Source organism: Streptococcus sp. SN3, assembly GCF_030439905.1.
Genome location: NZ_JAQFJF010000002.1, coordinates 402850 through 425467 on the forward strand (window position 1 = coordinate 402850; position 22618 = coordinate 425467).

A 22618-nucleotide genomic window follows, 5' to 3' on the forward strand; every position below is an offset into this window, starting at 1 on the left:
AGCTGGGTCTTAATGACCATCAACTCAGCGATGTTCTTCATTTCAAATCACAACAACTCCTACATTAAACCTTTTTATAGAAGATTACTCCTCAATATACTTCAATTTTCCTCGGAAATCTTCTAAGCTTTCATAGCCTTTTTCTTCCATAATAGCCTTGAGTTCTGAGGTGATGCGTTCGAAAGCTGCCACTCCTTCTTTATGAAGAGTTGTTCCTACCTGCACCATACTGGCACCACAGAGGATATGCTCAAAGGCATCGCGCCCCGTCAGGACACCACCAGTACCAATGATTTGGATTTCCGGTTTAAGGCGTTGGTAAAAGGCATGGACATTGGCCAGAGCAGTCGGCTTGATGTACTGACCTCCGATACCTCCAAAACCATTTTTCGGACGAATGACCACTGACTCATCTTCTATATAAAGGCCGTTTCCGATCGAGTTTACACAATTGACAAACTTAAGAGGATATTTGTTAAAAATCTCAGCGGCTTGGTCAAAATGCACGATGTCAAAATAAGGAGGCAGTTTGATACCCAGCGGTTTGGTAAAATAAGCAAAAACCTCTGACAAGATTTTTTCCGTCGTTTCAAAATCATAAGCAATCTGTGGCTTGCCAGGGACATTGGGGCAGGAGAGATTGAGCTCAGTAATGCCTTTAAAGTCACTTGCCTGCACTTTCTTAAGAATGGTGTGAGTTTCTTCTGGCGACATACCGACTAAAGAGAGGAAGAAGGTCCGGTTCGGTTCGCTTTCCTGGAGTTCCAGCAGGTAGTCAAGATAGTAGTCCAAACCATTGTTGGGCAGGCCCATGGAATTGATAGACCCCAGCGGAACATCCTGATAGCGCGGTTCTGGGTTCCCCTGACGAAATTCCAGCGTCGCCGTCTTAGTCACAAATGTTCCCGCAGCAGAATCTTTGACTTCTGCCAGTTCCTCTTTTGTCATGCAGGCAACCCCAGCTGCATTCATCAGGCAGTTGTCAAATGCAAAACCAGCAATCTGTGTAGATGTCGAAACCATAGTAAAACGCTCCTTTTTCTTCTGAAGGCGAGTGCCTTCAGCTCATTTCCTCTATTATATCACCAAACTCCGCTTTTTCGTTTTTTAAACCGGCAATTCCTGACTAACGTTCGGAAAACATCCCGTTCGATCAGCTATTTTCTGGAATATTTCAGAAAATAAATTGTGGAAATTTTTAGAAAATTCAACTTTTTTCTTTACAAGAGAAAAAAAGTCTGCTATAATGTTCCATGTAATAAAATATGACATCTAAAAGATGCCTGTTTTAAAAATTTAAACACATCCTCGTCACACAAGCTGCAAGCAGCTTCCGGCAGGATGGTTTACTATTTTATTTAAAGGAGAATGACAGATGACAACTGCTAAAGAATATATCCAAAGCACTTTCGAGACCGTAAAAGCCCGCAACGGACACGAGGCAGAATTCCTCCAAGCTGTTGAAGAGTTTCTCAATACTCTGGAGCCTGTTTTTGAAAAACACCCAGAATACATTGAAGAAAACATCCTAGCGCGTATTACTGAACCTGAGCGCGTTATCAGCTTCCGTGTTCCTTGGGTAGACCGCGAAGGTAACGTACAAGTCAACCGTGGTTACCGCGTGCAATTTAACTCAGCAGTTGGCCCTTATAAAGGCGGACTTCGTTTCCACCCAACTGTAAACCAAGGTATCTTGAAATTCCTTGGATTTGAGCAAATCTTTAAAAATGTCTTGACTGGCCTGCCAATCGGTGGTGGTAAAGGTGGATCTGACTTTGATCCTAAAGGTAAAACTGATGCTGAAGTGATGCGTTTCTGCCAAAGCTTTATGACAGAATTGCAAAAGCACATCGGCCCATCTCTTGACGTTCCAGCTGGTGATATTGGTGTCGGCGGACGTGAAATCGGCTACCTCTACGGTCAATACAAACGCCTTAACCAATTCGACGCTGGTGTCTTGACTGGTAAACCTCTTGGATTTGGCGGCAGCTTGATCCGTCCAGAAGCTACTGGTTATGGCTTGGTTTACTACACAGAGGAAATGCTCAAAGCTAATGGTCAAAGCTTTGCTGGCAAAAAGGTAGTTATTTCTGGTTCTGGTAACGTAGCCCAATACGCTCTTCAAAAAGCAACTGAGCTTGGTGCAACTGTTATCTCTGTATCTGACTCAAACGGTTATGTTATCGATGAAAACGGTATTGACTTTGATCTTTTGGTTGATGTTAAAGAAAAACGCCGCGCTCGCTTGACAGAATATGCTGCTGAAAAAGCAACTGCTACTTACCATGAAGGTTCTGTCTGGACTTACGCTGGGAACTATGACATCGCTCTGCCATGTGCGACACAAAATGAAATCAATGGTGACGCAGCTAAACGTTTGGTTGCTCAAGGAGTTATCTGTGTATCTGAAGGTGCCAACATGCCGAGCGACCTGGATGCTATCGCAGTTTACAAAGAAAATGGTATCTTCTACGGACCTGCCAAAGCTGCCAATGCTGGTGGTGTAGCTGTATCCGCTCTGGAAATGAGCCAAAATAGCCTTCGTCTGTCATGGACTCGCGAAGAAGTTGATGGCCGCCTCAAGGACATCATGACCAACATCTTCAACACAGCTAAGACTACCGCTGAAACTTACGGACTTGGCAAAGACTACCTGGCTGGTGCGAACATTGCTGCCTTCGAAAACGTAGCCAATGCTATGATTGCGCAAGGTATTGTTTAACTAATCGATACATCCTATCGGAGGACAAATGATGAACTTACGGCCAATGGAAGTGAGAGACAATCCAGCTGTAGCGCAGCTCATTCGAGCCAGCCTAGAAGAATTCGGGCTTGATAAACCAGGAACTGTCTACTTTGATTCTCATCTAGATCATTTGGCCGACTATTATCAACATCAAGAGAGGGCGGCTTACTTTATTCTGGAAGATGAAGGCCATCTCGTTGGCTGTGGTGGCTTTGCACCTGTGTCTGATAAGATTGCTGAATTACAAAAACTGTATGTCACTAAAAACTGTCGTGGCAAAGGTTATTCCAGTCGGCTGATAAAGCAGATTTTCCAAGAAGCCCGCCTAGCAGGTTATGAACAGCTTTATCTAGAAACCACTACTGAACTGGCTACAGCCGTGGCCATCTATCAGCACTATGGTTTTACATCACTGCAACAACCACTTTCTAACGCTGCCGGACACCCAGCTATGAATATCTGGATGATAAAATCTCTCTTATCAGATGAATAGATGTCAGTATACTCTGGCCGTCAAAAGTGTTATGTCAATTAAAAACATAACGACATGACACATTATAAAACAGTATATTTTTTATAACTGCTAAAACAACTGCAGAGCTGACTGACTTGGTACTGATTACTTTTCCTGAAATATCGCTACCTTCGAAAACGTGGCCAAGGCTATGATTGCCCAAGGTATTGTTTAAGATTCTTTGATCAATCCTCAATCACAACGATTGGGGATTTTTATGTTGGTCTCAAAAAAGCTTACTATATTAAATAGTAAGCTTAAAAATCAAGATTTATTTTACTTCTACTAAGGCAGAAGATAGGCAGTCAACAATTTCGTTTACTGCTTCATCTATGTTCACATCTTCCTTATCATTCAACATCATTGGAATAACATAAGAAAGACTCAAGGCTAGAATATAACGAACGATTCTTTCATTTGACCAATCTCGGATAATACCATTTTCTTTAAACTGATTCAGAACTGGACTAATTGGCTTAATGATAGAGTGAATAATAACATTCCCTAACTGGTCAGAAATATTTTTATCAATAAAAGAACGACTCAAGAGAATTTTAACTTGCATTTGATTCTCCTGAATGAAAACTAGTCTATCTCGAACAATACTTCTTAAAAATAGTGGAAAAGATTTTTGGTTTGCTGTAAATTTCTTCTCAGAAAAATCAGCAATCACATCTGGAATAACCTGTTCGAGAAAAGTTGACAGAATAGCTTCTAAGATGCCTTCCTTGGTCTTAAAGTAACTAAAAACTGTTCCTTCTGAAACTCCAGCCTCCTTAGCAATAAGGCTGGCTGTTGTATTTTCAAAGCCAATTTCTGAGAATAACTTTAGACTTGATAACAATACTTGACGTTGTTTTAAACTCAAGTTGCTATTTTCTAATGTCTGAGCATACTTTTGTTCTAAACTTTCCATTGTTGGCACCTCTCTGCTACTCTCTTACTTTTACAACTTTCTTACCTCGAGTGTGTCCCGACTTCAGACTACAATATGCCTCTCTAACAGACTTTAGAGAAAAATCATAAACCTGATCAATATTCAGCCGAACCTTCCCATCTGAGACCATTTCCGCTAGAGTGTTCAAATCATCATATGTGGAATGTCTTGGACCTGTGAACTGGGCACCTTTTATCATAACATATGGTGAAGGTACTAACGTTCCAATAGCCGTGCCCTTCAATCCCAAACTGAAAGCCAATTTAACATAATCACTTCCATAGCAATCCAAGAATTTTGTAATCGGCTTTGCACTTGCTGATAGAAGAGCATCCTGAATGTTCTCTTCGTAAGCTACTGGTATGGCACCTAAGGACTTCAGGTAATCCGAATTTTTCTTACTCGCAATTCCAATAACTGTCGCACCCTTAGCAACTGCATACTGTACTGCGATACTTCCAATACCTCCTGCTGCTGCTGAAATAACTACAACATCTTTAGAGTTTAGCTCAATCTTTCTAAAAGCACCTCCCACTGTTAGAGAGGCTACCCCCATAGTAGCAGCATGATTCATATCAATCATATCTGGTTTCAATACAATTTCCGATTCATTGACACAAACTTCTGTTGCCAAAGATCCCCTCTTGGTCCCCAATCCAGGGTCACTGATCATTGTTCCAAAAACCTTATCCCCTACTGCAAACCGACTCACTCCTTCACCAATTTCTGTGATAACTCCAGAAAAATCTCGCCCGACACCTCTTGGAAAAAGAGATGTCTTTGAGTCAAACCAACGACTTGGCTGCTTTAGTTTCGTCATAAAAGATAGAAATCGGAGTGGCTTTGCCCCCTCAAAAGTCTTATAATCAATAGGATTTAAACCAACTGCATAAACTTCTACCCTAACTTGATTCACTTCCAAAACATCAGATTTAATGTTCACCAAATCTAGCACTTCTTCATCACCGAAACGACTATACTGTATTGCTTGAACAACCATTTCATGAGCTCCTTTGTTTATTCACGAATTGAGTGAGCACTCAATCATTTTTCTTTGATTATACGCTCATTTTTCATAGATGTCAACATAGACGACGTGGCACAGTTATCTATATTTTTGTTTAATGACTATCTTTTGATGAAAGCTGTCCTGTTTTATCGACTTCAAAGAAACTTAAAAAAAGAGAAGATTCAATTACCGTTTAACACGAATCTAAAGAAATCCGACTGCTTATCAAAGCAGTCGGATTTTTATATATCTAATTTTTCAAAAAATTTGCCTGCAGACTGCTTTTCTTTTAGCTTCTCAAGCAGCTCATTCTCCAGAAAAGGGCTTAGTTCGTCAAAATCTTGGCAAACCTTAAAAACAGTCTCTCTGTCCAACTGGCCATAAGCTAGTTCATAATAATCCTTCTTATGATGCCAGTTCTGGTCATAGTTGACATCTGCCCGTTGATAGTAAACAATGTTTTGCTTCGGTGTCAGGTAAATCTTCTGCGTCAGAATGCTTTTCTGATCTTTGGACAGCTTGCTGCGGCTGAAAATCTTAACACCCTGAAAAATCTTGCGCTCATGGATACCTTGATTTGTGACTTTTAACTCAATTCTTTTATAATGCATACTGATACCTCCAGAAATCACCTACATTATATCAGGTTCTGGTAGATTTTCAAGCAAAAATGTGTCATTTCCAAAAGTCTTTAGTTGCTTCTAAAATCTCTTCTGTAGGCGTCACTGTCGCTTCAATAATATTCTTACCCGTCTTTTTTAGATAGGCTTGTATCAGATGATAGCCATAAGCATAGCCTGCAGCATAAGGCATACCGACTGGTATTTGACCTTGAATCTCGGCAATTTCATCACCGTAGAGATAAGGAGCCATTTCCGCCATCCCTGTTAGCTGAAGCTGACTTGAGATGATGGGCTTAATCTTCTCTAATTGCTCTGGACTGGTTGAAGTGACCCAAGGTCCGATGAGCTCCTTACCATAGAGTTCAGCTGCAAAAGACTCTGCCAATCCTTCACTAACTACCCAGTCTGCTAATGTCGTCTGCTGGTTCCATTTGATAAATTGGAAGCGGACATTATGATTGCACTCGTGAGCCAACGCAGCCTGAATACGTGGCAAAGTATAGTCATTTGGCAGCAGACTAAGCATGAGGTAGCCTGGAATTCCTCCATCTCCGCTGTAACCCTTATTGAGCTGTAGCATGGGCTTTTCTGGATTGCCTAACAAAATAGTAAAATAGTAATCCTCAACCTCTAAGTCATAGCCAGCTTGCTCAAAAAGACCGATACTCCTCTTGATGGTATCTTGACAATTTTGCCAGAGTTGATCAGAGCTCAGAGCATCAATAGCCGGCCTATCCTTTTCTGACAGAGTGCCGGGTAGCTGATTCATAAAGCCAAGTAGGAAAAGAGCATCAAATCCTCCGGGATACTTCGCTTTCAGAGGAATGTGTTGTGTTTGATATTTTGTTGCAAAAGGTGCTAAAATCTTAGCTCGAAAACAACCCTCTCTCTTTTCCAAGGGCAGTTCAAGCAACTCCTGATAAACCTTATCTGAACGAATGATATTGATTTTCATGGTAATCTCCTTTTCTAATTTCCACCAGTATACACCCTCCTCTAAGGTCAGAGTCAAGAAAAAGATTTGAAACTTTTGCCTCAAATCTTCTTTTATCTATTCAATTTGCTGCCTCCATTTTCAAATCTGGGTGCGGAAAATAGCAAAGACATTAGAGTAATAGGATAATTTTCCCTATTACTCCTTCTTTTTCTCTTGCTTTGTCTTGTTTTTCTCCTTTTGCCACTTAGCATTTTCGTAGGTCACGGTATAGGTATCCTCATCGCCGCCTTCCCCGTCAAATACCAAGTCAAAGCGGATGGACTTGCCTGGTGCCAGATTGGTGCCGATTTGTGTATTGTCAAAGGTTGAGCCGTCCAAAATATAGACATTTTCCTTCTTGTCATATAGTCCAAAATCATAAGGACTGACCAGAATGGGCTTTTTAGAAGTGTTTTCAACCGTGATTGTCGCAACGACAGCTACACCTGTCGACTCATCGCTCATGACTTTCTTGCTGTCTTCTACTGCCGAATGAACGGTCACCTTGAGTCCACTGGAAAATTCAACTGTTTTCTCAAAAGCATGGCTGGAATAGGTCTCTAAAGGCGAGTTATGGTAGCCTGTGAGAGACTTGAGATGGTCATTTTCCTCCATAAGGCCAATCGTAGTGATGACGAGGAGAATGCTGAGCAAGGCCAGAAGAAAGATGATAATACCAGACACCAGAGCTGCCCAAAAGAGCCCCTGCTTGTGGAGAGGACGTTTTAAACGGTAAACACGATTGTCCTCACTGACAATTTCCTGCTGAATTCGCTGATTCATATGGACCTTTCTAATCAATAATTACTTGCCTTTTGAAAGAGGTCCAAGCGTCGGAAGCTCAATCCCCTCTCGCAAAAGCGCCTCATGGTAAAGGCGGTAGAAGATATGGTAAATGGAAACCTGCATGCCACCTTTTACGATCATGCTGATGCGGAAGTTGAACTGGCCATTTGAAGCCATCTGAGGCCCCAAGACATCCGGTTCCTTGAGAATCTCTGGATGTTCTGGCACTGCTTCTTCATTAACCTTGGAAATGATGCGGTAAATCTCGTCCAAATCTGTCTGGGCATAAAGCGGAATGTCAATCAGAACCCGCATATCTCCGCGAGACAGATTGCTGACAACCATGATATTGCGGTTTGGAACAAAATGAAGCGTTCCGTCTGCGTCCCGCACTTGCGTCGTCCGAATCCCGACACTGATTACTGTTCCAGCGATGTTAATAGGACCGTTAGTAAGGCGAACATTATCACCAACATCTAACTGCCGCTCGAGAAGAATAAAGAAACCATTGACCAGATCCGACAGAAAGCCCTGAGCTCCCATCCCGATGGCCACCCCAGCAATCCCCGCACCAGCCAAAAGGCTGGAAACTGGCAGTCCCAAGATGGATAAAACCCAGTAAATCAAGAGGAAATACAAGACATAATTAAGCAGATTCTCAATCAGCCGAGTAATGGTTTTCTGTCTGGCTACATCCTGCTTGGATAGCTTAAGAGAGGGAGCAATGATCTTGGTCACTGACAAATGCAGGATTTTCTTAACGATGTAAAATAAGATAAAAAGCAGAAGTAAAGAGACCAGCTTGGAAAAAAGGTCATCTGCAATCTTGCTCCAGTCAAACTGCTGGATATAGCGGGAAAAGACATTTCCGGTCTTAGACATAGGCTACCTCCAAAAAGATTACTACCATTATACCACAAAGACCAATCGGCGCGGACATAGAATGGTTAACCCGACCTAGCATTGCTTTCGCCCTCTTTCTATCTTATAATAAAATAAGTATCTAAGACAAGAAAGGAACTTACATGGTCCATCGCTTCATCACTATTTGGAATAAAACCAATCTAATCAAGCGGATTTCCATTGGTATTGGCATTGGTGTCCTGCTGGCTATCATCTTCCCCCAAGCACAGGCCATCGGACTTCTGGGCCAAATCTTCGTTGGCGGCCTCAAGGCCATTGCTCCGCTCCTAGTCTTCGCTCTGGTGGCAAACGCCCTGTCGCAGCAGCAGAAAGGGCAAAAGAGCAATATGAAGACAGTCATCTTGCTCTATCTTCTGGGAACCTTTGCGGCGGCCTTGGTAGCGGTTCTGGTCAACTTTTTCTTTCCCATTAGTATAGAGTTGGCTTCGTCCTCCCAAAAGGTTTCCCCTCCAGATGGAATCGGACAAGTCCTCAGCAATCTTCTGCTTCAGCTGGTGGACAATCCCGTCAACGCCCTCATCACCGCTAACTATATTGGTATCCTGTCCTGGGCTGTCATCTTTGGAATTGCCATGCGAGAAGCTAGCCACCACAGCAAGGAACTGCTGCAGACCTTGGCAGATATCACTTCTAAGATTGTCGAGTGGATTATCAATCTAGCCCCTCTTGGCATTTTAGGCCTGGTCTACACGACCATTTCCGGCAAAGGCTTCCAGGCTCTAAAAAGCTATGGTATCCTGCTGCTGGTCTTGATAGCCAGCATGCTGATTGTCGCTCTGGTTATCAATCCTTTGATTAGCTTTATCATGCTGCAGAAAAATCCTTATCCCTTGGTTTGGCGCTGTTTACGAGTCAGTGGCGTAACTGCCTTTTTCACGCGCAGCTCAGCGGCTAACATCCCCGTCAATATGAAACTCTGTCGGGATCTGGGGCTCAATCCAGAGACCTACTCAGTCTCTATTCCTCTGGGGGCTACTATCAATATGGCAGGAGCTGCCATCACTATCAACACCCTGACCTTGGCTGCTGTCAATACGCTGGGTATCCGGGTTGACTTTGGCACAGCTCTCGTTCTCAGTGTCGTAGCGGCAATTTCTGCCTGCGGGTCTTCCGGCGTAGCTGGCGGTTCTCTTCTGCTCATTCCGGTCGCCTGCAGCCTCTTTGGGATTTCCAATGATTTGGCCATGCAGGTAGTCAGCGTCGGCTTCGTTATCGGTGTCATTCAGGACTCCTGCGAGACCGCCCTCAACTCTTCTACTGACGTTCTCTTTACAGCTGTGGCCGAGATGAGCAGCTGGCCAAAAGAAAAACGCTATTAATTTCGACAAAAAACCTCTAGACTTCCATCATTACAGAAAACTAGAGGCTTTTTTATGTGCGAAAATTAGTTCTTTCGATACTTGTCAAAGTATTTCTTTGTTTCACTGATGACAATAGGAGAGAGCGCTAGGAGAGCGATTAAATTTGGCAAGGCCATGAGGGCATTGACAATATCTGCAAGAATCCATACTGCCTCTAGACCCACAAAGCCACCGAGTACAATCATAAGGACAAATAGCAGGCGATAAACGCGGATATAGCGAACCCCAAAGAGAAATTCAAAACAGCGCTCGCCATAGTAGTTCCAACCTAAAATAGTCGTAAAGGCAAACAGAACTAGAAAGACTGAAAGCAGAACCGGACCAAAATTAGCAAAAACACTCGCAAAGGCTGCCTGAGTCAAGGACACACCGTTAAGATTGCCATCCCAGACCCCTGTGATTAAAATCGTCAATCCTGTCAGACTACAGATAATCAGGGTGTCAATAAAGGTTCCGGTCATGGAAATCAAGCCCTGTTCTACCGGTTCCTTTGTCCGAGCTGCCGCCGCTGCAATGGGTGCTGATCCCAAACCAGATTCATTGGAGAAAACTCCACGCGCGACCCCGTTTTGAATTGCCATCTGGATGGTCGCACCGGCAAAACCACCGACAGCAGCCGTCTGACTAAATGCTGAGCTAAAGACCAGTTGGAGAGTGGGCAGCAGACGATCTAGATTGACCGCTAAGACAGTCACAGTCCCCAAGATATAAATCGCTGCCATAAAGGGCACAACCTTGGTCGATACTCGAGCAATAGACTGGATGCCACTGAAAATAACCAGAGCCACCAAAATAGCCAAGATAGAAGCTGTCACAGCTGGAGGCAGCTGAATGGTATTCTGCATGGCCTCTGTGATGGAATTGACCTGTGTAAAGGTCCCAATCCCCAAGAGAGCCACCAAGATACCAGCTATCGCAAAAAAGATGGCCAGCGGGCGCCACTTATCGCCCATCCCTAGTAAGATATAGTGCATGGGGCCGCCCGCCATAGCACCATGAGCATCCTTGCGGCGGTACTTGATAGCCAAGAGGCCTTCGGCATACTTCGTCGCCATTCCAAAGAAAGCAGCCACCCACATCCAGAAGAGGGCGCCCGGCCCACCGGTTTTAATGGCAGTTGCCACTCCAATGATATTTCCCGTTCCCACAGTCGCGGCCAGAGCCGTACAGAGAGCCGCAAAGCTAGAGACATCGCCCTGATGCTCCTCGTCCGATACAAAGATTAGCCGAAAGGCACGCGGAAGTCGAAAAATCTGCAGCAAGCCCAGACGCAAACTAAGATAGATACCGGTACCAACCAGCAAAATGAGCAGGGGCGGCCCCCAAACAAAAGAATCTAGACGATTCAATATTTCCAACATGATATAAGCTCCTTTTCACACCGAGAAAAAGAAAGAGCACATGCAAAACATGTACTCTGGATGTGCTGGAGTAGGGAAATCCCTGCCTCTTCGCTCTGTCCTTTTACCTGAGAGTTTGAGCGGTTCTAAACCGCCTTGCCCCTTCGGTGCCATTCATGGTCTCTCCAGAGTTCCGTCCATTTCACAGTCAGAAGCGCTCGCCTCTTTCTGAAAAACTTCGTTCGGTGTTGATTATTAATTTTCTATTATTCTAAAAGAACATTCGCTTTTTGTCAATATTTTGTGAAAATTTTTGAGCATGAAAACGTTTTTTGATGCAAAAAAGAAGCCCAGAGGCTTCTTACTTAGCTTAATTCGGCGATAATAGCCTTGAGCTGGTCTTTGGTGTGAACACCTGCGACTTGCTTAACGACTTGACCGTCTTTCTTGAACAGAAGGGTCGGAATGGACATAATGCCAAATTCGCGGGCAGTATTTGGATTTTCATCCACATCCATTTTAAGGATTTTCAGTTCGTCCTCATGAACTTCTCCTGCCAACTGCTCCAAAATAGGCGCCTGCATGCGGCATGGACCACACCAAGTTGCCCAAAAGTCAATCAGAACCAATCCATCTTTTGTTTCTTCTGCGAATGTTGCATCTGTAACTGCTGCTACCATAAATCTTCTCCTTTGAATAGCTTACTTTTGATAACATTTTACACCAAAAGCAAGAGAAAGAAAAATATTTGCTACGGGTAGGTTCTTAGTCACTCAGTGAGAAATGGTTGGTCATGAGATTGCTGGCATCCAAGAGAACTTTCTCCAAGAGCTGGTCTGTCGCTTCTTGCACCTTATCGCTCATGGCTTGATTTTCAGCTTCAAAGTCCACATCCTCGCCCTTGGCCAGAGCTCGGTCTACCCGACCGATCATCTCATGACCCCAGGCCATGGTCTTTTCCTGATAATCATCCAAGTCTCCGACATGACTGCTAAAATGAGCGTCAGCCAACCCAGCAATCAGTCGATTGGCCCAGTAGAAGGAATCTGTCGAAACCTTGTCCGTAGTATTGGCAAAGTAGGCTGGCGTTGTTGAGACTTGAGTAAAGAAAGGAACGGCTGTATTGTAAGGCATGGAGCCATAGGACAGCCACTGGATCCCAGTCGTTTCTTGCGGTTGATTAGGGCGTAGCTGCAAGATGGCTGTCTGACTGGTCCGATTGATCCCAATAGTCCGGAATGTCCGTCTTCTGTGGCGGTCGCCCTCTACCCCGTAAGGATCATAAGGCGAATCCTGATAGTGACTGCTCAGGACATACTTGACATCTTCGATAGTAATCTTGCGATATGGCTTGCGGCACCATGGAATGAAGAAACTTCTTGGATCTTGCTCCACTTCTGGATTGAGAAAACGCTGGATATCCCAAGCTCGCGGCGTATTGTAATGGCGGTCCTTATCCTTCTGGCTGCCAAAAGCATAGCGTGGATTGAAACTCTCGTCCGAGTAATTCAGATTGAGATGATTTTCCTCGATAAAGTTTTTAAGATTTGGATGACAGAGGAAGTGCCCTGGATTGTCAAATTCAAAATAATCACTGCCCAGCTGATTGGGATTGGTCACATAGGCATCATCTGGCACACGCCGTGCCATCCAATGATGCCCGCCAATGGTTTCCAGCCACCAGATCTCATTGACATCCGAAATAGCAATCCCATTGGATTCATAAGTACCGTATTCTTCTAAGATTTTCCCTAGACGAAGAACCCCTTCGCGAGCTGTCTTGATATAGGGAAGAACCAGCGTAAGGATATCTTCCTCGCTGATACCTGACTCTACCAAAGGGTCAGCCCCCAGTACGCGGCTGTTGGTCGTAATCGTTTCCGTTGCGCTGACAGCAACATTGTAGCTGTTAATTCCAGCAGCTCCCCAAATACCATCTTTGGGAATTGCGTCAGGCACTGCCGTATAGCGGACTGGATTGTCCGGCAAATCCATCTCAAAAGACGTCAAAATAGACTGATAATGGCGTGGCTGGTCTTGCGGCTCCACTACGACAAATTTCTTGGGTGTAAAGACCCCATTTTGTGAATCCTCTGTACGAGCCACAATGGTTGAACCGTCGTAACTGGCCTTCTTGCCCACCAAAATAGTCGTGCAGGAATCTGATACGTGTTTTAATCTCATTATTTTCCCTCCGAAACACTTTATGCTGCTTACATTATAGCAAAAAGCAGGCCCTCATAAAAGGACCTGCTGTTATCTCTTCGCTGAAACTCCCAATACCCTATTCGATTTTCAAGACATAGGTATGCTCTTTGTAAAGCTCATCAATATCAAAATGCTCTAAATCTTCTTTCCTTGAGACAATATAATGTCCTTCTCTTTGATAATAGCCTAAAGAATTTCCTGACTTGTCTGTCAGACAGATTGTCTGCTGCTTAGTATCAACGCTGAAAGAAAACGGTATTTGACCTTTGGGTCGCCCGACAACTAAATAATCTTGACAAATCAGCTTGCCGCCCCACTTCTGATAGAGGTGATTTGCCTGCTCTCCGTCTCTGGTAAAGATGACCAAGGCCACAACTTTCTTTTCTTGCAACTTCTCCCAAGCACTTTGAAAGAGTTGGCTGGCTATGCCTTGATTTTGAAAATCAGGATGGACAGCCAGATTAGCAAAGTAAGCTATCTTTTCTCCAGGATAATATGGATAAGAATGACTTGCTTCTTCGGTGTATATCCCGATATCTAGAAGCCCCACAACCTGATCATCTTCCACTGCTATGAGCTCAACTGAATCTTGGTAAGGTTCTTCGGTAAACTCATCCTTGCGACGGCTCATATCATCAAAGAAAGGCGAAAAGAGATAACTCAAAGCCTTTGTATAAACCCAACTTTTCTCATAAGTCGAGTCATAGGTTTGTATTTTCATTTCTGGCCTCTTACTTAAAGAACACAATCGTCGCGCCACTGCCGCCGGCATTTTGAGGGGCATAGCCGAAGGATTTGATGTGCTTGTTGCGGCGAAGGTATTTTGTCACCCCTTCACGGATGACCCCGGTCCCGATACCGTGGATAATATCCACCTGAGCCATGTTATTGAGGAGGGCCTGATCGATAAAGGCATCGAGCTCTTCCATAGCCTCTTCATAGCGTTTGCCGCGCAGGTCCAGCCTGGCTTTGGGTCCAGAAGTATTGGCCCGCTTGACCACATTGACCTGCTTGCGCTTAGGTTGCTGCTCCTTTTCAGCCTTGAGAAGATTAAATTCCTGCTCCTCTAAAGTCATCTTGATGAGACCGACCTGAGCTTCCCAGCGTCCGTCCTTGAGCTGTTTGACCAAAGTTCCCCGCTGGCCATAGCTGGTGACTAAGATATCATCTCCCACCTTGGGCGCCCGATTTTTCTTGGCCTGCTTGAGCACCTTATTCTTTGATAAATCAACCGTTTCAGGAGCCAGCTTTTTGAGCTGAGCCTTGGCTTCAATAATCTCATGTGGTTTAAGACTGGACTTATCATGGAGATTTTTGAGAATGATCTCACTCTCTGACAAAGCCAAATCAATGATTTCCTGGGCTTCCAAGCGTGCCTTATTGAGCTCGCTTTCCTTTTCTCGGTTAAACTCATTGTAAAGTTTTTTGAGGGCTCGGTTAAATTTGAGATTTTCCTGCTCCACCTCGCGTATATTATCCAAGCGCTTGCGGCTTTCCAGTGTCTGCTCCTCTAGGCGCTCAATAATCCGATTGACATCGCTGTCTGTGTTTGTCTGCTCTTGGGCGTGGCCAACGACAAGTTCCGACAAGCCCAAACGCCGAGCGATTTCAAAGGCATTGGAGCGGCCAGGGACTCCCTGCATAAAGCGATAGGTCGGTCTTAAACTATCTGTATCAAACTCCATGCTGGCATTTTCCACCCAGTCCGTCTCAATCCCATAGGCTTTGAGCTCAGGATAGTGGGTCGTCGCCATGGTTTTAATCTGCCTTAGTCGCAAATCTTCCAAGATAGCAATGGCCAGAGCTGCTCCCTCCTGCGGGTCAGTTCCAGCTCCCAGCTCATCCAGCAGAACCAGACTCTCACTATCAACCTGCTCTAAAATAGAGACGATATTGGTCATATGACTTGAGAAAGTCGACAGGCTCTGCTCAATGGACTGCTCATCACCAATGTCTGCAAAAATCTGACTGAAAACCCCGACGCGACTGCCCTTGTCCGCCAGAATCGGCAGACCTGACTGAGCCATGTTCTGAGCCAGCCCCAAGGTCTTCAGCATGATGGTCTTACCACCCGTATTAGGCCCTGTAATGACAATCTCTGTCAAATCAGGCCCGAAATGCAAATCATTAGCCACCGCATTTTCAATCAGGGGATGGCGGACACTGAGCAGTTGGATATCCTGCTCCTCCGACAGGTCTGGCACCACCGCTCCCGTCTCCTGCATGAAGCGGACCTTGGCACGCACCAGGTCTAGATGTCCGATAATCCAAGCATTGTTAGCAATTTCAGCTGCATGGGGACGGAAGAGGTCCGATAATTCTTGCAAAATCCGCTGAATTTCATAACGCTCGTCCGCCCGACTGCTGGCAATTTCTTCGTTGAGATTGACAACTGCTCTAGGCTCGATATAGACGGTATTGCCGCTGGCTGAAATATCGTGAACCACACCAGAAATGCGGTTGCGGTAGGTATTTTTCACAGGCAGCACATTGCGACCATTCCGACTGGCCACTACCTGATCCGCCAGCATCTCTCCCTTGTTTTTGAGAATCTCCTGCAGAATTTCCCGCACCTGGTTTTCATTTTCTTGAATTTTTCGGCGGATCCGGCTCAAACTTTCGCTGGCAAAACTTTCGATAAAGCCGCCATCATTCACAGCCTGCAGACTTCCTTGCAGCTTAGGGAACACAGCTAGATTCTCAAACAGACGGTCCAGCTTTTCCAAGTTCACATTTTCCAAGTCATCATAAAAAGACTTGAGCTCCTGAGTCACAGCCAAAACGCGCTTGAGAGCCAAAAACTCCTCAATATTCAAGTCGCTCTCCAGCTCCAAGCGCTTGGTCAAGGCAGTGATATCCTGAGTCGCAGCCAGACTAAAGTGGGGATGCTGCACAAAAATCTGCAGCATATCCGTCATTTCCAGAAAAGCCGAGGCCACCGTCTCCTTCTTACTGGTCGGCAAAAGCAGACCCAGCTCCAGCTGCCCCTGCTCGGTCAACAGATAGGGAGCAAACAGTTCTTTTATCTTCTTAAATTCTAAGGTTTCTAAAATTTTTGTGTTCATAATTTTCTTTTCTAGTAAAAAAGAACCCAGCTAGCAGGCCAACTGAGTCGTCTTTTATCCGATAACTTGATTCACCCAGAGATCTTTGAGGATATTGGATGTGATAGGGGTATACTTGACAATAAAGCGAATCATGAAGCTGCTGTTGAGCCGCTCCTGAACCATCTCCATCGGGACTGTTGCTAAAATAGTCAGGCACATTCCCAAAACAAAAATAGAGATGCAAACAGCGATGGCTCCGCTGGTCACATTGTACCATTTGGTATCCAGCTTATTGGGGTAGGGAATCAGATTGGCAAAAATCCCAAAAAAGCGCCCGAGGATGTAGACAACCGTAAAGATAATGAGATAGGCCAAACCAGCATAAAAAACCTGATCCAATTGAAAGAGCTGGGAGCTAGGGAAAAAATAGGTCGAAGAGCCCTGAGTTGCGCTGGCATAAGGTACCCAAAGGCTGATAAACTTAGCCAAGCTCTTATAAAAAGCTCCAGCCACCAGCATAGAGACCATGGTTGCTGCAGCATAATAGCCCTGCAGAACAATGCCACGCGAGTAACCAATATAAAAGCTCCAGGCCAATATTAGTAAAATAACAATAGAAAACATTATTTCTCCTCTATTTACCCGACTTTTCTCTCAACTCACTGAGCATTTTGTGACGAAAATCTTCTAGTTCTTTTTCCTTGTCGTCAAACTCAATCTCGCGGCTCAGCTGAGTAGATAGGCTATTGACCGCCAGCAAAATCGCCAGGACTTCATCATCTGCCGCAGGCATCTGCTCTTTGATAGCCTTGTATTTTTCCTTTGCTACCCGCTCTACTTCTTCCATAAAGAGATTATCGTGTTCTGTTGTTAGAGTTAAGGTCTTGTTTCCAAATGTAAATTTATATCGATTCAAATTTGCCATAAAATCACCTCATTGTATTATATCAAAAAAGAAGCCCTTTGTCAGTTATAAAAACACTTGGAACTAGACAGGGACTTTCTTTTTCATCTTTTTTGACATAGCAAGCAGCCGTGCTCTCCTACAAAATTTTTGTATCATTTTCAATCTTATGGCTTTCGACTTTTCCTTTTTATGGTACAATAGGGGGTATGGAAAGTATCACCCTCAGTCCCAAACAGCAAGAAATTCAGGCTTTTGTTGAGAAATATCAGGACCAGCTGGCTCCCAGTAAGAACCCACATATTCAATATTTCTTCCGGCTGGATCAGGCGACGGTCAGTATCTTTAGCTCTGGAAAAGTTCTCTTTCAAGGGGCCAAAGCTGCTCACTACGCTGGCTTTTTTGGCCATCAAGTGACCAAGACCAGTTCTAGTCCTGCTTCTCAGAATTTTGCCCTCATTGGGACAGATGAGGTCGGAAACGGCTCCTACTTTGGAGGTCTAGCTGTTGTAGCTTCTTTCGTCACTCCAGACCAGCACGACTTTCTGAGAAAACTGGGCGTTGGTGATTCTAAAACCTTGAACGATAGTAAGATTCGCCAACTGGCACCTGTCTTAAAAGAAAAGATTGCCCACCAAGCTCTGCTCCTATCGCCAGAGAAGTATAATGAAGTCATCGCTTCAGGCTACAATGCCGTCTCTGTCAAGGTAGCCTTACATAATCAAGCGATTTACCTACTGCTGCAAAAAGGCATCAATCCTGAAAAAATCGTCATCGATGCCTTTACCAGCCAGCAAAACTACAATAAATACCTAAAGCAGGAAAAAAATCATTTTCCAAATCCAGTAAGTCTGATTGAAAAGGCTGAAGGAAAGTTCCTAGCTGTTGCGGTCAGCTCTATTATCGCTCGTGACCTCTTTCTGGAAAATCTAGAAAACCTCAGCCAAGAGTTAGGCTATACCCTGCCTAGCGGGGCCGGAAGCAAGAGCGATCATGTTGCCAGCCAGATTCTTCAAGCCTATGGAATGGCCGGTCTGCAGCATTCTGCTAAACTCCACTTTAAAAATACTGAAAAAGCACAAAAACTTCTAGAAAGGTAACCTATGAAAAAATCAAATACTGCCGTTGTCATTCTCAAAGAATGGGGGCTCTTTATCATCTTTATCTCTATCATTATCCTATCACGGCTCTATCTCTGGTCCCCTGTAAAGGTAGATGGCCACTCTATGGACCCTACGCTGGCCAATGGGGAATATCTACTTGTGCTTAAATATCAGTCTATTGACCGATTTGATATCGTTGTCGCCACTGAGACAGATAATGACGGAACGACCAAGGAGATTGTCAAGCGGGTTATCGGTATGCCGGGTGATACTATTCAGTATGAAAATGATACTCTTTACATCAACGGCAAAAAAACAGACGAGCCTTACCTGACGGACTACATCAAAAAATTCAAAGAAGACAAGCTCCAATCCACTTATACTGGGGATGATTATGATGACAATGGTGTGTTTTTCAGAAAACTCGCTGCTCAGGCTCAAGCCTTCACTGTTGATAGTGAAGGCAGCCCTGTCTTCACCATCAAGCTTCTGGATGATGAATATTTGCTTCTAGGTGACGATCGGATTGTTTCCAAGGATAGTCGCCAAGTCGGTACCTTCCAAAAAGAACAAATCCAGGGCGAAGCCAAGTTTCGCTTCTGGCCGCTGCTGCCTTTTAAGACCTATTAAGCATATCGAACTCAGTTGAACGTCAACTGGGTTCGTTTTAAAAGAAGAACCTATAAACTATGGAATTTTACTTTTCAGGAACGATTGAACGCATTATTTTTGAAAATCCCAGCAATTTTTTCCGTATCCTGCTCTTAGATATTGAGGATACAGATGCCGAAGATTTTGAAGATTTTGAAATCATTGTCACCGGCTCCATGGCAGATGTCATGGAAGGCGAAGACTACACCTTCTGGGGCAGTCTTGTCCAGCACCCAAAATATGGCCAGCAGCTGAAAATTTCCCGCTATGAGCGAGCAAAACCCAGCAGCAAAGGCCTAGTAAAATACTTCTCCAGTGACCATTTCAAGGGCATCGGGGCCAAGACTGCTCAAAAAATTGTCCAACTCTACGGAGAAGATACCGAGGACACCATTGACAAGATTTTAGCAGAGCCAGAAAAGCTAACCCAGATAAACGGCTTAGCAGCTAAGAACCGCGAGGCCTTTGTCGCTAAGCTCAGACTCAACTACGGAACTGAGATGGTACTAGCCAAGCTGGCAGCCTACGGCATTCCCAATAAGCTGGCTTTTCAAATCCAGGATACCTACAAGGAAGAAACGCTGGATATTGTCGAAAAATATCCCTATCAGCTGGTAGAGGATATTCAGGGGATCGGCTTTAAAATCGCTGACCATCTGGCAGAAGAGCTGGGTATCCAAAGTGATGCCCCCGAGCGTTTTCGGGCTGGCCTTGTCCACACCTTGCTGACCCAGTCCATGGAGCGGGGAGATACCTATGTCGAAGCTCGTGATTTACTAGAACATACCATCGAGCTTTTAGAAAGCTCACGCCAAGTGGAGCTGGACCCTAGTCTAGTCGCTGATGAGCTGGCTCATTTAATTGAGGAAGATAAGGTCCAGAATGTAGAGACCAAAATCTTTGAAAACAGTCTATTTTTTGCTGAAGAAGGGATTAAGAGCAATCTGGTCCGTCTGTTGGAAAAAGGAGAGCAAGACTGCTTTGACACAGATAACATTACTGCGGCTATCCAGCAAGTGGAAGAAAGCTCTGGTATCTTCTATGACAGTATCCAAAAAGAAGCCATCCGTCAGGCTATCAATCAGAAGGTCTTTATTCTAACCGGCGGACCGGGTACTGGAAAAACTACCGTTATCAACTGTATCATCGCAGTCTACGCCCAACTTCGTGGTTTGGATCTGCGAAAGGTCAATGATCTGCCTATTCTGCTAGCGGCTCCCACTGGACGTGCTGCTCGTCGCATGAACGAATTGACCGGTCTTCCTAGCGCCACTATCCACCGCCACTTGGGGATGACTGGAGATGATGACACCAGTCATTTGGATGATTATCTGGATGCTGATTTTATCATTGTGGATGAATTTTCCATGGTGGATACTTGGTTGGCTAATCAGCTCCTCAGCAATATCTCCTCTCAGACCAAACTCTTGATTGTCGGAGATGCCGACCAGCTGCCCTCTGTCAGTCCGGGTCAGGTTCTGGCAGATTTGCTGCAGATACCGACTATTCCACAGACCAAGCTGGAAACCATCTATCGGCAGAGCGAAGAGTCTACAATCGTCACACTGGCTAGCCAGATTCAGAAGGGCATTCTACCAGCAGACTTTACAGAGAAAAAAGCGGACCGCTCTTATTTTGAAGCTAGAAATGAGCATATCCCGCCTATGATTGAGAAAATCGCTAGCGCAGCCATTCGCAGCGGCATCCCAGCTCAAGATGTTCAGGTATTAGCACCTATGTATCGGGGGCCAGCCGGCATTGACCAGATTAATAATCTTATGCAAAATCTCATCAATCCTGTAAAGAAAGATGAATTGACCTTTGAAGCTCCCGACTGTCAGTATCGCCAAGGAGATAGGGTTATCCACTTGGTCAATGATGCCGAAAGCAATGTCTTCAACGGTGACTTAGGCTATATCAGCGACCTTCTGCCTGCTAAGTACACCGACTCCAAGCAGGATGAGCTGACCATCAACTTTGACGGCAATGAACTTGTTTATCAGCGCAGTGAATGGTACAAGATCCGCCTGGCCTACGCTATGAGCATCCACAAGTCTCAGGGCAGTGAATTTCCGGTGGTTATCTTGCCCATCACCCGCAGCAGCCACCGCATGCTCCAGCGCAATCTGGTCTACACTGCTATCACCCGCGCCAAGAGCAAGTTGATCTTACTTGGGGAAAAAGTAGCCTTTGACTATGCCGTCAAAAACACCGGTACCGCCCGCAAAACCTATCTGAGAGAGCGTTTTGAAGACCTTCAGTCCCCTCCAGAACTTGCCCACAGTCCTGTGGATAAAATGAAAGCGCCTGTGGAAAACTATGTCCTGACTGAGGAAAATTTCCAGAAAATTGACCCTATGATTGGGATAAGAGAAGAAGATATAAAGGGAATTTTTAAGTAAGCCTTGACTCCCTTCTTTGCTCTGTGTATAATGCTAAAATGTGGCTATACGACCAGACAAAACAACAATTAACTTTCTTCAAAGGAGATATTAATGAAATACAATAAATATGCCTCTCTAATAAAATGGGTGCTTGTAGGATGCTGTCTCATTTTATTGGGTACCCGTTCATCAACAAGAATTAAGGATATCAGTGTGGAAACCTTGCGAAAAGAAGGAAAAATTCTTTCTGCAAAAATCTCTGACACCTCTTACAGCCAAGCAATACAAATTACTCATATTGATGGACCGGTTGCTGAGTTAAAAGAAGAGCATGACTCAACCTATTTCTACAAAGTATCTTATATAGATAAAAATGGTAGGAAAAGCGATATTGGCCTGCGCAATGATTCTTCAACTAGCCGCTTCGTAGATGAACTAGAAAAAGCGAATACTTTAGGAGGAGAGCCAAAATGGTTGATTGCCTCAGTACACTCAGCTTCAGATATTCCTGATTACGCTAAAATCATGAAATCGTATCTATTTAATGATGAAAATAACCAACAACTGAAATACTACATCACTCTCTCTGATGACAAAGAATTCCAAAAAGGTGGAACAACTTCCTTCACTTTCTTCACCTATATTGCTATATTCTGCATTTTGATCGGGTTCATTCGTTATTACTTAAACCATAAAAGATTGAATGATTTTTTCAAACTCTATCCCGAGTTGAATGAAACGCTGGATCAGATTGAAAACAATGGTGGTTATGTTGACCCAGATATTCGTGTCTTCTTTTACAAGAATCATCTGGTCAGTTACAAATCTAGCTTTAAAACATGTGACATACATGATGCGCTAACAATTTATCATCATAGCTATTCATTCATGATTTCTATCTTTCCCATCATCAGAAAAAATGAGATTCGGATTGTTCTTTCAGATGGCAACGAAGAGAAACTGCCTCTAAGACATCAAAACGTTTCTAAAACAGATCTTGCTTTAACTCGTTTAAAAAATCAAATCCATGACAAATTTCCAAATATTGAATTATAAAGAGGACAGCAAGCTGTCCTCTTTATATTGACTTTCTACAATTGTACTT

General features: G+C 44.3%; 21 protein-coding genes and 1 riboswitch. Of the genes, 7 read left to right on the forward strand and 14 right to left on the reverse strand.

Annotation, left to right across the window (positions count from 1 at the left end; genetic code table 11):
- Positions 1-84: 84 nt before the first annotated feature.
- A complete protein-coding gene (locus tag PCY71_RS05925; protein WP_002910668.1) occupies positions 85-1023 on the reverse strand; it encodes a dihydroorotate oxidase in 939 nt (312 codons plus the stop codon).
- Positions 1024-1375: 352 nt separating this feature from the next.
- Between PCY71_RS05925 and gdhA the strand changes: the two genes are divergently transcribed.
- Entirely contained in the window at positions 1376-2722 is a 1347-nt protein-coding gene (gene gdhA, locus PCY71_RS05930) for an NADP-specific glutamate dehydrogenase (protein ID WP_002910669.1), read from the forward strand.
- Between the two features lie 31 nt (positions 2723-2753).
- The gene (locus tag PCY71_RS05935) at positions 2754-3239 is read left to right on the forward strand and encodes a GNAT family N-acetyltransferase (RefSeq protein ID WP_032912107.1); all 486 of its coding nucleotides are present in this window, start codon (positions 2754-2756) and stop codon (positions 3237-3239) included.
- 292 nt (positions 3240-3531) lie between these two features.
- Here PCY71_RS05935 and PCY71_RS05940 read toward each other — a convergent pair whose 3' ends face one another.
- From PCY71_RS05940 to PCY71_RS05965, 6 genes are all read right to left on the reverse strand, one after another.
- Positions 3532-4176, reverse strand: coding sequence for a TetR/AcrR family transcriptional regulator (locus PCY71_RS05940; RefSeq protein ID WP_002910671.1), 645 nt, complete (start codon positions 4174-4176; stop codon positions 3532-3534).
- A 16-nt stretch (positions 4177-4192) separates the two neighbouring features.
- Positions 4193-5197: an NADP-dependent oxidoreductase gene (locus PCY71_RS05945; RefSeq protein ID WP_002910672.1), complete on the reverse strand. Its 1005-nt coding sequence runs from the start codon at positions 5195-5197 to the stop codon at positions 4193-4195.
- Positions 5198-5448: 251 nt separating this feature from the next.
- Positions 5449-5817: an EXLDI protein gene (locus PCY71_RS05950; RefSeq protein WP_002910673.1), complete on the reverse strand. Its 369-nt coding sequence runs from the start codon at positions 5815-5817 to the stop codon at positions 5449-5451.
- Positions 5818-5881: 64 nt separating this feature from the next.
- A complete protein-coding gene (locus tag PCY71_RS05955) occupies positions 5882-6784 on the reverse strand; it encodes a DUF2268 domain-containing protein (RefSeq protein ID WP_032912541.1) in 903 nt (300 codons plus the stop codon).
- Positions 6785-6961: 177 nt separating this feature from the next.
- Complete coding sequence (locus tag PCY71_RS05960; protein ID WP_002910676.1) at positions 6962-7588, reverse strand: DUF4352 domain-containing protein; 627 nt, start codon at positions 7586-7588, stop codon at positions 6962-6964.
- A gap of 21 nt (positions 7589-7609) precedes the next feature.
- Entirely contained in the window at positions 7610-8473 is an 864-nt protein-coding gene (locus PCY71_RS05965; protein ID WP_002903754.1) for a mechanosensitive ion channel family protein, read from the reverse strand.
- 143 nt (positions 8474-8616) lie between these two features.
- Here PCY71_RS05965 and sstT point away from each other — a divergent pair, with 143 nt between their 5' ends.
- Positions 8617-9834: a serine/threonine transporter SstT gene (gene sstT, locus PCY71_RS05970; protein WP_002903753.1), complete on the forward strand. Its 1218-nt coding sequence runs from the start codon at positions 8617-8619 to the stop codon at positions 9832-9834.
- 65 nt (positions 9835-9899) lie between these two features.
- Here the strand turns inward: sstT and PCY71_RS05975 are convergent, their stop codons facing one another.
- From PCY71_RS05975 to PCY71_RS06005, 7 genes are all read right to left on the reverse strand, one after another.
- A complete protein-coding gene (locus PCY71_RS05975; protein ID WP_002903752.1) occupies positions 9900-11237 on the reverse strand; it encodes a sodium:alanine symporter family protein in 1338 nt (445 codons plus the stop codon).
- Between the two features lie 85 nt (positions 11238-11322).
- A riboswitch (glycine riboswitch) is annotated at positions 11323-11415 on the reverse strand.
- Between the two features lie 166 nt (positions 11416-11581).
- The gene (gene trxA / locus PCY71_RS05980) at positions 11582-11896 is read right to left on the reverse strand and encodes a thioredoxin (RefSeq protein WP_002898369.1); all 315 of its coding nucleotides are present in this window, start codon (positions 11894-11896) and stop codon (positions 11582-11584) included.
- A gap of 85 nt (positions 11897-11981) precedes the next feature.
- Positions 11982-13400 (reverse strand): C69 family dipeptidase, encoded by a 1419-nt coding sequence (locus PCY71_RS05985; protein ID WP_048772262.1) that lies wholly within the window; start codon positions 13398-13400, stop codon positions 11982-11984.
- A gap of 100 nt (positions 13401-13500) precedes the next feature.
- Entirely contained in the window at positions 13501-14145 is a 645-nt protein-coding gene (locus PCY71_RS05990; RefSeq protein ID WP_048772259.1) for a GNAT family N-acetyltransferase, read from the reverse strand.
- Positions 14146-14155: 10 nt separating this feature from the next.
- Positions 14156-16489, reverse strand: a complete 2334-nt coding sequence (locus PCY71_RS05995) for an endonuclease MutS2 (RefSeq protein ID WP_048772257.1) — start codon at positions 16487-16489, stop codon at positions 14156-14158.
- A 54-nt stretch (positions 16490-16543) separates the two neighbouring features.
- Positions 16544-17095: a CvpA family protein gene (locus PCY71_RS06000; protein WP_048772255.1), complete on the reverse strand. Its 552-nt coding sequence runs from the start codon at positions 17093-17095 to the stop codon at positions 16544-16546.
- A 10-nt stretch (positions 17096-17105) separates the two neighbouring features.
- Positions 17106-17396, reverse strand: coding sequence for a hypothetical protein (locus tag PCY71_RS06005; RefSeq protein WP_002919703.1), 291 nt, complete (start codon positions 17394-17396; stop codon positions 17106-17108).
- A gap of 188 nt (positions 17397-17584) precedes the next feature.
- On the opposite strand from PCY71_RS06005, the gene rnhC reads away from it, so the two are divergent.
- The 4 genes from rnhC (at position 17585) to PCY71_RS06025 (ending at position 22569) form a co-directional block, all read left to right on the forward strand.
- Positions 17585-18475 carry a ribonuclease HIII gene (gene rnhC / locus PCY71_RS06010; protein WP_048772251.1) on the forward strand — a complete coding sequence of 297 codons (891 nt, stop codon included), beginning with the start codon at positions 17585-17587 and terminating at the stop codon, positions 18473-18475.
- A gap of 3 nt (positions 18476-18478) precedes the next feature.
- Positions 18479-19108: a signal peptidase I gene (gene lepB, locus PCY71_RS06015; protein WP_002901501.1), complete on the forward strand. Its 630-nt coding sequence runs from the start codon at positions 18479-18481 to the stop codon at positions 19106-19108.
- Positions 19109-19167: 59 nt separating this feature from the next.
- Complete coding sequence (locus PCY71_RS06020) at positions 19168-21531, forward strand: ATP-dependent RecD-like DNA helicase (protein WP_048772249.1); 2364 nt, start codon at positions 19168-19170, stop codon at positions 21529-21531.
- 93 nt (positions 21532-21624) lie between these two features.
- Positions 21625-22569, forward strand: coding sequence for a hypothetical protein (locus tag PCY71_RS06025; RefSeq protein ID WP_048772244.1), 945 nt, complete (start codon positions 21625-21627; stop codon positions 22567-22569).
- The last annotated feature ends 49 nt before the right edge of the window (positions 22570-22618 follow it).

Excerpts from the sequence above, each read along its gene's own strand:
- PCY71_RS05925 (WP_002910668.1), bottom strand. The coding sequence starts at position 1,023 with ATGGTTTCGACATCTACACAGATTGCTGGTTTTGCATTTGACAACTGC.
- gdhA (WP_002910669.1), top strand. The coding sequence starts at position 1,376 with ATGACAACTGCTAAAGAATATATCCAAAGCACTTTCGAGACCGTAAAA.
- PCY71_RS05935 (WP_032912107.1), top strand. The coding sequence starts at position 2,754 with ATGAACTTACGGCCAATGGAAGTGAGAGACAATCCAGCTGTAGCGCAG.
- PCY71_RS05940 (WP_002910671.1), bottom strand. The coding sequence starts at position 4,176 with ATGGAAAGTTTAGAACAAAAGTATGCTCAGACATTAGAAAATAGCAAC.
- PCY71_RS05945 (WP_002910672.1), bottom strand. The coding sequence starts at position 5,197 with ATGGTTGTTCAAGCAATACAGTATAGTCGTTTCGGTGATGAAGAAGTG.
- PCY71_RS05950 (WP_002910673.1), bottom strand. The coding sequence starts at position 5,817 with ATGCATTATAAAAGAATTGAGTTAAAAGTCACAAATCAAGGTATCCAT.
- PCY71_RS05955 (WP_032912541.1), bottom strand. The coding sequence starts at position 6,784 with ATGAAAATCAATATCATTCGTTCAGATAAGGTTTATCAGGAGTTGCTT.
- PCY71_RS05960 (WP_002910676.1), bottom strand. The coding sequence starts at position 7,588 with ATGAATCAGCGAATTCAGCAGGAAATTGTCAGTGAGGACAATCGTGTT.
- PCY71_RS05965 (WP_002903754.1), bottom strand. The coding sequence starts at position 8,473 with ATGTCTAAGACCGGAAATGTCTTTTCCCGCTATATCCAGCAGTTTGAC.
- sstT (WP_002903753.1), top strand. The coding sequence starts at position 8,617 with ATGGTCCATCGCTTCATCACTATTTGGAATAAAACCAATCTAATCAAG.
- PCY71_RS05975 (WP_002903752.1), bottom strand. The coding sequence starts at position 11,237 with ATGTTGGAAATATTGAATCGTCTAGATTCTTTTGTTTGGGGGCCGCCC.
- trxA (WP_002898369.1), bottom strand. The coding sequence starts at position 11,896 with ATGGTAGCAGCAGTTACAGATGCAACATTCGCAGAAGAAACAAAAGAT.
- PCY71_RS05985 (WP_048772262.1), bottom strand. The coding sequence starts at position 13,400 with ATGAGATTAAAACACGTATCAGATTCCTGCACGACTATTTTGGTGGGC.
- PCY71_RS05990 (WP_048772259.1), bottom strand. The coding sequence starts at position 14,145 with ATGAAAATACAAACCTATGACTCGACTTATGAGAAAAGTTGGGTTTAT.
- PCY71_RS05995 (WP_048772257.1), bottom strand. The coding sequence starts at position 16,489 with ATGAACACAAAAATTTTAGAAACCTTAGAATTTAAGAAGATAAAAGAA.
- PCY71_RS06000 (WP_048772255.1), bottom strand. The coding sequence starts at position 17,095 with ATGTTTTCTATTGTTATTTTACTAATATTGGCCTGGAGCTTTTATATT.
- PCY71_RS06005 (WP_002919703.1), bottom strand. The coding sequence starts at position 17,396 with ATGGCAAATTTGAATCGATATAAATTTACATTTGGAAACAAGACCTTA.
- rnhC (WP_048772251.1), top strand. The coding sequence starts at position 17,585 with ATGGAAAGTATCACCCTCAGTCCCAAACAGCAAGAAATTCAGGCTTTT.
- lepB (WP_002901501.1), top strand. The coding sequence starts at position 18,479 with ATGAAAAAATCAAATACTGCCGTTGTCATTCTCAAAGAATGGGGGCTC.
- PCY71_RS06020 (WP_048772249.1), top strand. The coding sequence starts at position 19,168 with ATGGAATTTTACTTTTCAGGAACGATTGAACGCATTATTTTTGAAAAT.
- PCY71_RS06025 (WP_048772244.1), top strand. The coding sequence starts at position 21,625 with ATGAAATACAATAAATATGCCTCTCTAATAAAATGGGTGCTTGTAGGA.